We start from the raw sequence: 12,825 nt of genomic DNA, 5'->3' as shown, positions 1-12,825 counted from the left end.
TCCTATTTAGTTTTGATTAGCGTACAAAAAAATTTATTTCGGTAGGGATATTACTTGTGTATAAAAAATAGCAATATACGGATAAGCGCGTAAGTGCAAACACGTAAGGGTTATCCCTTACATTATAGAAATTAATAGAGAAAAATCAGTTTTTAACGTAATCTTTTCTGTGCCAGGAAACCGAACTATATAGTTGATGCATAATTTGATCGAAACAATTGAGAACTTAAATTTCAGGACATTGTTTGATGCGATAGCGGATGCAATGCTGTTGACAGAGAACGCTGGTCATGTCGTGTTGGCAAACCCGGCCGCACAACAATTATTCGATTTTAAAGAAAACGAACTCGTTGGTTTGGCAATTGAAATGCTAATAGCTCCACGTTACCGGAAGCAGTACCGGTATTATCAAATGCTTTTTTTCAATAAACCAGCCAAACTTCCTATGGGCGTTGGCAATAAATTCATAGCACTCAACCGTTGTGGACAGGAAATGTTGCTGGATGTGAGTTTCAGTCCGCTAGAAATTCAGCAGCAGCTTTACGTCTTAATCACATTCACAGCTTCCAGGCAACACCAGAAAGCTGAAAATGCGCTGCGAGCGAGCGAAGAGCGTTTACGATTGGCCAAGCAGGCAGCTGGTTTTGGCATTTTTGACTATGACTTCAAACGAGGTATCGTTTATTGGGATAGGCAGATGCGCAAATTCTGGGGCGGGCATTTCGGCAGAATCATCAGTTACAAAGAATTTGTAACTGCGATACACCCTGAAGATCGTGCGGATAGACAAGCAGCAATTGATTATGCCATGGATCCTGCCAGTCACGGTGAGTACAAAGCGGAGTATCGCATCGTTGATCCTGATGATAAGACTGAACGTTGGATTTCCGTAGTGGGGCGGGTGTATTTTCAAGCTGGCTGTGCAAATCGGCTGGTGGGCGTTGCCCGGGATGTGACGGAGCAGAAAATTCTCCAGAAAAAACTGGGAATGCAGCGAGACGAAGCAGAAAAAATTCTCAAACAACAAGTGGCTGCACATACAGCCTCAGCTATTGCGCATGAACTTAACCAGCCACTGACCGCGATATCTGCGTATAGTGAAGTAGTACTGCATACATTACACAATGACCTTAATGTGCAGAATCTAAAAAAAGCGCTGGAAGGTTGTGTGGAACAAACGCAGCGCGCTGGCCGCAGCCTGCACGAATTGATTGCTTTTTTACAAAAAGGCGAGTTGTTAACCGAACCGCTAGATTTGAATGATGTAATACGTGAAGCGTTGGATATCGCTTCTAACGACGGATATGAAAGATTTCGTTCGAAGCTGAATTTAGAAAAAGATCTTCCCGCTGTTCAATGCAATCACACACAAGTGCAGAAAGTTCTTGTGAATCTCTTTAGGAATGCTGTAGAAGCTATGCAAACCGTCGATGCACCAATTTTAACGATCACCACCAAAGTGCAAACTTTGAATGAAAAGAACATCGCGTTAGTGATAGTAAAAGATAGCGGGCCCGGTCTTGATCAAACTATGGCAAAGCGCATATTTGAGCCTTTTTTTACCACCAAGCCGTCCGGTATCGGCATGGGGCTTACGATTAGCCGTGCATTGATCGAAGCCAACGGCGGTCAGCTATGGATTGATCTCGACGCGAAACCGGGCGCCAAATTTTATTTTACTCTACCCTTTGTAGCATGATCATGCAGGAACTCACCGCTTTTATTAAAGGGCCCGCAACGGCATCGGCGTATTGAAACTATACCCGACCTCGCCGTGATGGCTATGGGCGAACAGCCTGAAACCAGTGGTCGATAAGTTGCGTTGTCTGAGTTTATCGCTTTCGTTCAACTACAAGAAATAACCGTCGAAGTTAACCCAGCGCGGATCGCGGTTGGTAACATAAGCGCCGGAGAAGTAAATTTCGGGAGTATTCCAGTCCAGTGATGTCGGATCCCGTTGCACTGGCCGAGAGCCGAATACGCGCAAACTCCATTTTGTATCCGTATTGCCCATCATGAAGTGCAAACCGTCGAACGCAGGTGATAAGGTTCCCCAACGGTGTTCCCCTACCAGGCGGGCTTCACCCAAGTCCATCATGAAACGGCCGACTTCGAATGTCAGATTATCGAAGTCAAAGCGCGTATGCCCGAGCGTTTCCAGCACGCTGAAAGGTGCACCATTGGCTCCATTGGCCGACACGGTTTTGTTTTGAACGACAACGAATGGTTTCTTTGTCTTGTCTGCCTTCGCTTTTTCCGCTTCCACCGCAAATAAGTGCGGGCTCCATAAAAAACATCCGATAATGAAAAAAACCATCCAGCAAGTAACCATAACATTTTTCCAGGCCATGTTGTTATACCTCCTCTAGTAGTTTTCTCGAGTAAAACGGCGATTTAATCTATTCAGCTGTTTTGAATACTACGTGAGAACAACAGGTTGAAAAATCTGTGCGAGCACTTAAGCGCAAACCCTTATACGCCTTATGGTTGGGCATTCAGGCGTGATAGCGATGAAACGAAGATCAGCATCCAGCACGGGGCGAATGTACGCAAAGACGTTGCGGACAAGCGCGCTAGCCGGTTTGAAATCTGTCATTCGGCCAGGTGCAGCAGCCGATCGGCACCGCACCTTCGCGATTGATTACGCGGTTTTTTAAAATTACAGAACAAGATTGGAATGAGTGAATGAAGAATCCCGGCTGATCGCAGCCAGGATTCTGTTTGATGCGCAAGGACTAATCGTCCAAGAGGTGATAGTAATCCGGTTAAAATGAAATGGCCGGCCCTATCACCCATTGGCAATCGGAGATCAGGCACATGCCGCCGAAATCTTTTAGTTTCGGTTGAAGCGTCATGATGACCTTCTCTGCTTGGTCCTCTTCACAGGCGAGAACCATCACTGCATTATGTTCTTCCAGCACATAATCATCCGGGTTGCGCTCACCGGTTGAACCCAGCCCTCCTGCCTTTTTGATGACTGTGTAGCCACGCACATCGGCATCCCGAAGCAGCTTCAGCATATCATCCAGTGACTTTTCGTCAATGACGATCTCGATGCGCTTCATCGTCGCTAAAATATCTGGTCTTAACACCATCATTTCTCTCCCAAAATTGTTTATGTCGTTATACTCAGGCTCAGCACATTCCGGATCAGTTCCTGAGGCTATCCCGAGTCATTTCAATCACTGATACATTCCAGCCGGTACTTTTTTTGATTGAAACATTCCGTGCCGTGGAAGGCAGCGACTCATCATCGCATCGCTGCCCCATACCCAATATGCTTTCAATCATGCGTAACCAAACCAGCCGCGGAAATGTCCATCACCACGGATAATAAGTCTCGTGCAAGTACTGGGCAGCCGCATAGTACATAGGAATACCGACCACCACGTTGAATGGGAAAGTCACCCCGAGCGACAGCGTCAGATAAAACGATGGATTCGCCTCCGGAATCGCAAGGCGCATAGCCGGCGGCACCGCGATATAGGAGCAACTGGCTGCGAGTACGGTTACCAGCGTGATACCACCGATTGAGTATCCCAAGAGGAAGTGACCGACGAACAATCCGCATACCGCACCAATCAATGGCATCGCAATACCGAAACAGACCAGAAAAATACCGACGGTTTTAAACTCCGATAGCCTTTTCCCGGCTTCCATCCCCATATCGCACAGGAATATACACAGCGCACCCATAAAAATGAGTTCAAAGAATGGTTCAATTTTCTTGTAGCTCGGATCGGAAACTACCCAGCCGATCGCCATCGAACCGAACAGCAACAGAATACTACCGTTGGTAAAGGCTTCGATGATCAGATGCTTATACATTCCTTTGTCGGCTTTGGTGGCTCCACCCAAAATTTTCCGGGAATAGCCAGCCAGCACTAAACCGATCATGATCGCGGGTGATTCCATGATCGCCAGCATGATCACGGGATAGGCTTCATACGTCACGCCGATGCCCCCCAGGAACGCAACTGCCGTCATATAGGTTCCTGCGCTCACCGAACCATAGTGCGCGGAAATGGCTGCGGCATTGAGCGGATCGATTTTTCCCAGCGCCCGCAAAATAATATAAGCCACAATGGGCAATCCGCAACCAAATGCAAGCGCCGCCCATACGGCAGGAAGCGCGGATCCCATATCAGATCCTGCAAGCGCTTTGCCGCCATGAAGTCCGATACCGATCAGCAAATAAATGACGATCATCTTGTGCATATCGGGCGGAAATTTCAGATCCGATTTGATGAGGCAAGCAAACATACCCAGCGCGAAAAAAAGTATCGCCGGTACGAGAAGACTGGACAGAGACATGGTTACACTCCTCTTATACGAATAATTATTAAACGAGGGAGACTCTACGTGTTACATCGGGGAGTGTCGTATCGGCACTTGTTTTAGCTTTGACCGTACTCTCTTTACAACTCGCCTGCACCTGCCCGGCAGCTAATATTTGGCCAGGCAATAGGGATAGCGTAGCCAGAACAAGTCCGTAAGCTATTATTTTTCTACTCATTTCGTTTCTCCAAACAGTTAAAGGGTTTTAATATCATGTAGTGAAAACAACGCGCCGCTGAACGCGGTTAAGGCCTCCAACAATCCGCACGCTTGAAAAAAGCCCACCAGCAAACTGAAGCGATGCAAACGGAACGAAATGGTGGGCAAACTCGCGTCATATTTCCTACCTGGCAAATCCTACAAGAGAAAAACAGGGGGCAATATTCGTGCTGACACGTAAGGGCAACCCCTTACATATCAATAAATTGATAGAAAATTACAGGTTTTTATCGTAAGCTTTACCGCGGTACGCACTCGAATTCAACAGCAGGAAAACAATGTGAATAGCGCAGTGAAAAGTTTGAATTTCCGGACAGTGTTCGATGCAGCGGCGGATGCGATGCTGTTGACTGAGAACACGGGACATATCGTCCTGGCCAATCCGACAGCACAACAACTGCTGGGTTACAGCGCGGATGAGATGAAAGGATTGGCCATCGAAATGCTGATCGCACCCCGCTATCGCAAACAGTACCGCTACTATCAACGGCTGTTCTTGAACCGGCCGGTAAAGCGCTCCTTGAGCGTTGGCAATGAATTGATCGCATTAAACCGCGATGGCAAAGAAATATTACTGGATATCAGTCTCAGCCCCATAAAAACGGGACAACAACTGTTCATCCTTATCCTATTCACGATCGCTAACCGGCGTCTCGATACCGAAGATGCGCTACGTTCCAGCGAGGAACGCCTGCGTTTAGCCAAGCAAGCAGCCGGCTTGGGCATTTTTGACTACGACTTCAAGCGCAATATCATTTATTGGGACAGGCAGATGCGCAAGCTTTGGGGCAAGCATTCCGAGAAAACCGTCAGTTACGAAGAATTCGTAGCCGCAATACATCCGGAAGATCGCGAGGCGCGGCAAGCGGCTATCGATAAAGCGATGGATCCCAACAGCAATGGCGAATTCAAAGCGCAATACCGCATTATCAATCCCATTAATGGCGTTGAACGCTGGATATCTGCAAGGGGCCGGGTATATTTTGAAGCCGGGTACCCACACCGCCTGATAGGCGTTACCCGCGACGTTACAGAGCAGCGAAATATCCAGAAAAAACTGCAAGTGCACCGCAACGAAACCGAAAATATTCTCAAGCAGCAAGTGGCGGCACGCACGGCTTCCGCAATCGCGCATGAACTCAATCAGCCGCTGGCGGCAATCTCCGCTTATAGCGAGGTAGTACTGCACGCACTGCAAAACGACAGCTTCAGCGCGGACAATTTAAAGCGCGCGTTGGAAGGTTGCGTGGCACAAGCCCAGCGGGCCGGACGCAGCTTGCACGAACTGCTGGCTTTTCTGCAAAAAGGCGAATTGATGACCGAACGGTCGAATCTGACCGATGTCATTCATGGCGCGCTGAGCATTGTATACAATGACGGCTACGGAAGATTTCACCCGATATTGCATTTGCAGCAGAATCTCCCTGCTGTTCAGTGTAATCGCACGCAGATACAAAAAGTTCTGGTCAATCTCTTCAGAAATGCTATCGAAGCAATGCGCAACATAGATTTCCCGATTCTGACGATCACCACCACGGTGCAGACTGTCAATGATAAGGATGTCGCGGTTGTGATCGTGCAGGATAACGGCCCGGGATTTGATCAAGTGGTAGCAAAGCGCATATTTGAGCCTTTTTTTACCACCAAGCCATCCGGCATCGGTATGGGACTTTCGATTAGCCGTGCGTTGATCGAGGACAACGGCGGTCAACTCTGGGTTGATTCCGATGCAAAAACAGGCGCAAAATTCCATTTCACCCTCCCCTTTGGACCATGATCATGCAGGAACCCACCGTTTTTATCGTAGATGACGATGCAGCCGTGCGCGATTCTCTTACGCTGATGATCGAACAAGCCGGTATGCACGTACAATCCTTCGAGAACGCAAAAACCTTTCTGAATGCTTATCAGCCGAATTTTTTCGGCTGCGTCATCATTGACGTGAAAATGCCCGGAATGGACGGTTTGCAACTCCAGGAAGAGCTTGCTTGGCGTAAGATTTTGCTGCCAGTCATTTTTCTTACCGGGCATGGCGACATTCCCATGAGTGTCAGGGCGATCAAAGGCGGTGCGATCGATTTCTTGACCAAACCGGTGATCCGGGAGAAACTCTTGATTTGCGTGCGTGCTGCGTTTACCGAAGCCAAGAAACGATTGAGTGACGCCACGCAAAACCGGGAAATAACCACATGCCTGACAAAGCTCACCCGGCGTGAACGGGAAGTCATGCTCCTCGCGGTGCAAGGACATTCCAATAAAGAAATCGGCTCTTATCTGGGCATCAGCTACCGCACGGTAGAAATCCACAAATCCAAGATCATGCAAAAGACCGGCGCCAATAATTTGCTGGATCTCGCGCGCATTGCACGCGAAAGCGAGTTAAGCGAATAAGCGGCTCGACCGGGCAATAAAAATCCGAGACTTTCCCATTACGGGATTGCAAAAGACGCTAAACTCATGATGCGCGGCTAAATTGCTCACGCAGATTCTCGATGGTGGCGGATTCGCTACGAACCCGGAAAAAAGTGCCTTCATTGTCCGAATGTTCCGTCAGCACCTGGCAATTCGTGTAGATCGCGCCGCGTAGCTGTTGCGCCGACCAAGGCAGAAAAAGTTCGGCTTCAACCAGATTCTGCTGGAAAAACTCAACGATTTTCTGGCGCAATCTCGCAACATCATCGGCACGGCGCGCGCTCATCACGACGCAATCCGGATAACGGGCACTTAAGGTAGTTTCGCATTCGGCTTGCGCCGTTGCATCGCCGACATGGTCGATCTTGTTGAATACGCGGATACGCGGCACGTCATGTGCGCCGATTTCTTCAAGCACGTGCTGGGTAACCGCGAGTTGGCGCTCAAATCCGGGGTCGCTGGCATCGATGACGTGGAGCAGTAAGGATGCATCGAGCGCTTCGTCCAGTGTGGATTTGAACGAAGCGACCAACCCGTGCGGCAGGTTTTTGATGAAGCCGACCGTATCGCTGACGAGCACGCGCGGCACGCTTTCCGGGTAAAGCGCCCGCACCGTGGTATCGAGCGTAGCGAAGAGTTTGTTGGCAACCAGCACCTCGCTGCCGGTGAGTGCCCGCATCAAGGTGGATTTACCGGCATTGGTATAACCAACCAGCGCGACGCTGGCGAGTCCCTGGCGCTCTTGCCGCCGCGCGCGCTGGATCTTGCGTTCGGCTTCCAGCGCGACAATTTCCTGTTGCAATTCGGCGATACGATCACGGATCTTGCGCCGGTCCAATTCGGTGTGCGATTCGCCCGCGCCCCGCCCGCCGGTACCGCTGCGTTGCCGCCCTTGCGGCCCGGCAAGTTTGGCGGCTTCGCGCAGGCGCGGCGCCATGTAACCGAGACGCGCGATTTCCACCTGGGCACGCGCCGCACGGGAGCGGGCATTGCGGTGAAAAATTTCAAGAATGACCATGGTGCGATCCATCACTTCGCAACCGACCTCGTTTTCAAGGTTACGCGCCTGCGACGGTGAGATCTCGTGATCGACCAGGAGAGCGCTGATGTCGTGGTCATCAGGACGGATAGCTATTTCCTCGGGCTCATCCGATCCGGAATCGTTGTTCACGTAGCAGCGGATTTCCTCACGCTTGCCAACGCCCAAGTACGCGGTCGTGTCGAAGCTGGCGCGTTTTTGCACGAACGTGTTGACGACTGTGTAACCCAGCGTCTTTGCAAGTTCGCGCAGCTCGGCCAGCGACGACTCGAACTCGATATCGCTGACATTCGGCAATTGAACCGCCGCCGCGACAGCAAACTTGGGTTTTTCTTTGGTTTCTATGGACATTGGGAAATTGCGCTTCTTGAGCAATGGAAGTGAATAATGTTGTAAAAAACTGTTGCTGCTTGCACCGGAACCGATGCGGATTAGAAGGGCGAAACTAAAATCTTATTTTGCGGGATTTTAGCGGATCTCGACCGGCTTCGGTTTGGTAGCGGGAATTGTACGCTGATTTCTACATTGGGCCTCGCTTCCCATTGTTTGTTGCGGTCCTTCGGTTGCTGCTTACGAATCTCCCGCTGCACGATGCCAGGGATTTTGTGCTGGACGTTAGAGGTTTTGGTATGCCCCCACAGGGGGACTAAACCCGTAGAGACTAACCACATCAGAATTTCCGCATAGTGAATGGATTGATCCTTAAATCAATCAATCCTTAAAAAAAGATCACTTTTTGTCTTGCTCTGGAAAATGTTTCTTTGCTTTTTCGAAAGCTTGTTGCATAGATTTTAGGGATTTTCTGAGTCCGGTTTGAATGTCTTCCCATGCACCTTCTGAGCTGTTTTCAAACTGATCCCATTTTCTTTTCGCTTGGCTTAACTCCAGCTCGAGCTCCTCGAGGTATGGCCGAATATTATCCTGCGCCTCTTTCGCGCCAAGGTGCATTTGTAACTTGACTTCATCGACTAATGACTGCAAGTTTGTCAGCTCAGCTTGCAATTGTTCTTTCACTGTTTTTTCATTCATCACATTTTCCTTTTTTGAATATTATTAGATTGATAGGATCATTCCGGCTTATTTGCGGCTTCGGTAGCATTTCACTCACTTAAAATAATTCGTTGTTTATTTCTCATATGATACAGGAATCATGAAAAACACATCCAGATCACACAGCGAATTATTTGTTTAGGAAGTACTGGATGTTTCAGCGTTTCCTTAGATCTATTACTGTTGATGTCAAGCCGGAATGCAATCAAGTGATTTGCTTTCTGCGAAGCCAAAACCGGCAGCAGTCGACTTATTTGAAGCGGCGAAACGATCCTATGACAACACCGAAAATCTCAAATTGCATATCCGGACGGATATAAATCGGTCTGTAAGCACCCGATGAATTAGCCGGCATAAGCCTGGGCATTTTGTTCGCTCCGTAATCCAAAATTTTGATGGTGAATTCACGATCCACCACTGCCAGCACAATGTCACCCATCCCCGGCGTTCTTGATCTATCCACCACCACCTTATCATCCGGCAACAAACCCACGTCAATCATCGAATCCCCTTTGATCGTTACGAAGAACGTCGATGCTGCATGATCAATCAGAAACTCACTGACATCCAGACGTTTTTCGACATGATCATCCGCCGGACTCGGAAATCCCGCCGCCACTTTGGTGGAAAAAAGCGGCAACAAGGTCGGTTGCGCGCTAATCTCGGGAACAAGCAGCTCATTCTCTTCAATATTGACAACCGAGATATCGCGATCGCCATTCGCTCTTTTGCGCTGGAAAGCTTCCAAGAAACTTTTTATCGTTGCTGTCTGGCTTTCCGGTATGCGCATCGTTGTCGTCGGCTCGCCAAATTTACCCTGGCCGCGCGGCCTGCCTGCATTTTCGCGTTTTCCGCCACGATTTGACATGTTTGACACTCCCGTTGAAATTCGTGGCGATATTCAAACATGCCTTGTATAGTGCTGTCAAATAGTCTCGTGCAAGGATGAACATCAAGCGTAGAATGTTCCGGCCCTGCGCATTCCGGATCAATCAACACTGGAGCTTTTCTTGACTGAAATCACAAAATACCCGGTGCTCGGCTTTCAATGCATTCTGGTAATCATACAGTTCTGACCGGGATTGATATCGCTGGCGATTAGCTTTCACGCTTCATCGCAGCGATGGTATGGATTTTACCTCACCCCAAGGGGTGAGGTAGTTCACTAAACACTTAAATGAAGGGATTCAAGCGTTACGTTGATTGCCTACGAGAAGTATATTGAGATAACAATCAACGCTACTGCGACTGCGCCGATAAAAGTCATATTGTAACCAAGTTTTTTAAATGTAATAGAATCTTCTCTGTCTAACATTTCCATGATTATCTCCGTCGTTTAACAATTAGTGGAGATTGCATTTTCAAGCAAACCGGCACCCCATTTATTGATTCAGATCAAGAAATCCGTTCACGAAGGTCAATTTTCTTGATATAGATCAACAAAATGCAAAATATCGATTCATAAAAGACCAAAACCCAATTTTTATTCCGGTGCCGCTCCCCCGCTTTTCTGATTCTTCCTGATCTTGTTGTTTGCCCCCAGATGAATCAGGTAATCGCTCGCACAGATCACGCGGATAGCTTGATGCGGCAGCAGTAACGGGAATCAAAGCAGGTAATTTTTCACAAAAACCGCAAAAGCATTGTTATTGAATTGGAATCCGGCATTATTGATAATTGCCGTAAAGATTTTTTCACATCTCATTCAAAAATTTGACATCGATCGCATTACATTGATTATCAGGCAACCACTGACCAGGTCAGATTCAGTACATTAACGATTGGATTTAGAAGCCAAAATGAACTCAATATGGCCTGGTCAATATCTGCAAAATCTCGTACGCGACTTTGTACCTCGTTGTGCCTTAGATAGCCCCCAGCCGTGCAAACAACCATGTTTTAATATAGTTTGGTTTTTTCTAAAATTTCTAATAAGGAAAATATCATGCATACTTTATACCGTAGTTTGGTCATAGCCTCGTCGATAGCCGCGGCCCCGCTCGCCAATGCTTCACTTATCGATTTTCAGGGTGAACCGGTAGGTACTTATGCGGGAAATACGACAACTTTGCTTGTTGATGGGACCAGTGTGCGCTTTTCAGGACTAGGCTCGCAAATTCGAGATCTCACTCCTTTTCCATCGGGATCCAGTCGAGTACTCTCCTCGTTACACGATGGGCAAGAAATTACGATGGAGTTATTAGGTGGAGCAACGACCAACAGTCTCACTTTCCACAACTGGATTAGTGGTGTTTATACATCGGAAGTTGATACAATTTTTGTACAAGCATTTGATGTAGCGAATAACCTGCTCGGTTCTGTCACCTCATCCGATGAATTTATCAATCTTAACTTCACCGGCATGGCACGCATTACTTTCGACGATTTCACTGCTGGGGATGGGTATCTGTTGGATGATTTTCAGTACACGGCAACTACTGCAGTGCCTGAACCGGCCACATGGGCGCTGATGCTGTTTGGGCTTGGCAGTCTGGTTTCTATTCACTGCCATAAACGCACAGTACAAGCATAAAAAACGGTGCTTGCCATCGCATTTTGCTGGGTAAAAAACCACAAAACCATCGTTTAACGGAAGAAATTTCAGCTCAGGAGCAAACTCTTACATTTCTTCCGTTAAACACCGTTACCATCGGCTTTGCCAATGGTATTGAGTTACTAACTCCGGCTCGGAAAAATACCCTGCAAAGCAATACAATAATTCACTACGAGATAGGGCTGCATATTGGGATGTGGCGCCCCACCGACATTACCAACCGCTGTGGCAGCCATGGTGGCGCCACCTGTGCTGCTGAACACGACATTGCCGCCGGAATCCTGCGCCCAGAACTTTCCCGCCGGACTGGTCTGAGTTCCAACCACATTGCTGCAGTTTGCCGTATGACTGTGTGGGGGAATCTGAGCGGCTGTGAGCGTCACGTTTTCTTGCCCGGCGCGCTCTCCCTGGGTATGCGCCGGATTCACGTGCATCCCCGCACGGCCGCGTAGATCCGGCAGCGCAAACGTGGTGCGGCCATCCCCCCCGTACATCGTGCCCAATAACGAAAACAGTGCAGTGTTTTGCGCAATCGGCAACAACTGCCCATCGCAACTCGCCCAGCCCTTGGGCGGAAAACCGAATGCAAAGGGCCGAATCTCTCCTAAAAATGGATCGTCCATACTATCCTCTCATTATCTTGTCGAATTTTTACTGCGAAATGTCCTGCTTCAACTTCTAGGCGGAAATACGCCTCGCAACGCAATGCAGAAGTTCAGCACCAGATACGGTTGCAGATTATCGTGCGCTTGTCCACCGCCGGTAGGGGTAATTGTTCCAGCCGCCATCTGCGCCGGTCCGCTGTCGCCGTATTCCTTGCTTCCGCCCAGATCCTGCGCCCAGAAATTTCCTGCAGGATCCGGTTTATTGCCGTTTCCGGCTTGCGCGTTGGCCGGGTGAGTATGCGAAGGAATCTGCTGAATCGTCAACGTCTCCGTCGCCGTGCCGCCGGATTCGCCCAAAACACGGTTAGAGAGACCGCCTCCCTTTCCTGCGCCCATGACAACATTGCCCTGGAGGTTGGGCAGCGCAAAAGTTGTTTTGCCATCACCACCATAGGTTGTACCAAGAATCGAAAATAACGCCGTGTTACTGGCAATGGGCAACAACTGACCATTACACTGCGCCCAGCCTACCGGCGCGAAATTAAATCCGAACGAACGGATTTCTCCAATATACGGATCACTCATGCCAGGATCTCCTTTGTTCAACT

The 12,825-nt window shown here is 48.7% G+C and carries 13 protein-coding genes; 5 read left to right on the top strand and 8 right to left on the bottom strand.

Annotated features, from left to right (window positions below; translation table 11 throughout):
• The first annotated feature begins 196 nt into the window (after positions 1–196).
• Positions 197–1,699, top strand: a complete 1,503-nt coding sequence (locus tag DU481_RS07575; RefSeq protein WP_350133588.1) for a PAS domain-containing sensor histidine kinase — start codon at positions 197–199, stop codon at positions 1,697–1,699.
• A gap of 150 nt (positions 1,700–1,849) precedes the next feature.
• On the opposite strand, the gene DU481_RS07570 is transcribed toward DU481_RS07575, so the two are convergent.
• Entirely contained in the window at positions 1,850–2,350 is a 501-nt protein-coding gene (locus tag DU481_RS07570; protein WP_350133587.1) for an alginate export family protein, read from the bottom strand.
• 160 nt (positions 2,351–2,510) lie between these two features.
• Here DU481_RS07570 and DU481_RS07565 point away from each other — a divergent pair, with 160 nt between their 5' ends.
• Positions 2,511–2,657, top strand: coding sequence for a hypothetical protein (locus DU481_RS07565; RefSeq protein WP_350133586.1), 147 nt, complete (start codon positions 2,511–2,513; stop codon positions 2,655–2,657).
• Positions 2,658–2,765: 108 nt separating this feature from the next.
• Here the strand turns inward: DU481_RS07565 and DU481_RS07560 are convergent, their stop codons facing one another.
• Both DU481_RS07560 and DU481_RS07555 read right to left on the bottom strand, forming a co-directional pair.
• A complete protein-coding gene (locus DU481_RS07560; RefSeq protein ID WP_350133585.1) occupies positions 2,766–3,098 on the bottom strand; it encodes a P-II family nitrogen regulator in 333 nt (110 codons plus the stop codon).
• A gap of 223 nt (positions 3,099–3,321) precedes the next feature.
• Positions 3,322–4,314, bottom strand: a complete 993-nt coding sequence (locus DU481_RS07555) for a sodium-dependent bicarbonate transport family permease (RefSeq protein WP_350133584.1) — start codon at positions 4,312–4,314, stop codon at positions 3,322–3,324.
• A gap of 523 nt (positions 4,315–4,837) precedes the next feature.
• On the opposite strand from DU481_RS07555, the gene DU481_RS07550 reads away from it, so the two are divergent.
• Both DU481_RS07550 and DU481_RS07545 read left to right on the top strand, forming a co-directional pair.
• The gene (locus DU481_RS07550) at positions 4,838–6,334 is read left to right on the top strand and encodes a PAS domain-containing sensor histidine kinase (protein WP_350114944.1); all 1,497 of its coding nucleotides are present in this window, start codon (positions 4,838–4,840) and stop codon (positions 6,332–6,334) included.
• 2 nt (positions 6,335–6,336) lie between these two features.
• Positions 6,337–6,948 (top strand): response regulator transcription factor, encoded by a 612-nt coding sequence (locus DU481_RS07545; protein ID WP_256206252.1) that lies wholly within the window; start codon positions 6,337–6,339, stop codon positions 6,946–6,948.
• Positions 6,949–7,012: 64 nt separating this feature from the next.
• Here DU481_RS07545 and hflX read toward each other — a convergent pair whose 3' ends face one another.
• The 3 genes from hflX to DU481_RS07530 all read right to left on the bottom strand — a co-directional run bounded on the left by hflX (position 7,013) and on the right by DU481_RS07530 (position 9,926).
• Positions 7,013–8,359: a GTPase HflX gene (gene hflX, locus DU481_RS07540; protein WP_350133583.1), complete on the bottom strand. Its 1,347-nt coding sequence runs from the start codon at positions 8,357–8,359 to the stop codon at positions 7,013–7,015.
• A 378-nt stretch (positions 8,360–8,737) separates the two neighbouring features.
• Entirely contained in the window at positions 8,738–9,037 is a 300-nt protein-coding gene (locus DU481_RS07535) for a sll1863 family stress response protein (RefSeq protein WP_090320702.1), read from the bottom strand.
• A gap of 271 nt (positions 9,038–9,308) precedes the next feature.
• Complete coding sequence (locus DU481_RS07530) at positions 9,309–9,926, bottom strand: LexA family protein (protein WP_350133582.1); 618 nt, start codon at positions 9,924–9,926, stop codon at positions 9,309–9,311.
• 1,077 nt (positions 9,927–11,003) lie between these two features.
• Between DU481_RS07530 and DU481_RS07525 the strand changes: the two genes are divergently transcribed.
• A complete protein-coding gene (locus tag DU481_RS07525) occupies positions 11,004–11,591 on the top strand; it encodes a PEP-CTERM sorting domain-containing protein (protein ID WP_350133581.1) in 588 nt (195 codons plus the stop codon).
• A 143-nt stretch (positions 11,592–11,734) separates the two neighbouring features.
• Here the strand turns inward: DU481_RS07525 and DU481_RS07520 are convergent, their stop codons facing one another.
• Both DU481_RS07520 and DU481_RS07515 read right to left on the bottom strand, forming a co-directional pair.
• On the bottom strand, positions 11,735–12,235 hold the full coding sequence (locus DU481_RS07520) for a phage tail protein (RefSeq protein WP_350133580.1): 501 nt from the start codon (positions 12,233–12,235) through the stop codon (positions 11,735–11,737).
• A 48-nt stretch (positions 12,236–12,283) separates the two neighbouring features.
• Positions 12,284–12,802, bottom strand: a complete 519-nt coding sequence (locus tag DU481_RS07515; RefSeq protein WP_350133579.1) for a phage tail protein — start codon at positions 12,800–12,802, stop codon at positions 12,284–12,286.
• Between the last annotated feature and the right edge of the window lie 23 nt (positions 12,803–12,825).

Origin of the sequence: Nitrosomonas sp. (assembly GCF_040240425.1) — a bacterium.
Classification (GTDB): Bacteria; Pseudomonadota; Gammaproteobacteria; order Burkholderiales; family Nitrosomonadaceae; genus Nitrosomonas.
Note: the sequence above shows the minus strand (reverse complement) of the source record. Positions and strands in the feature narration are given on the sequence as shown.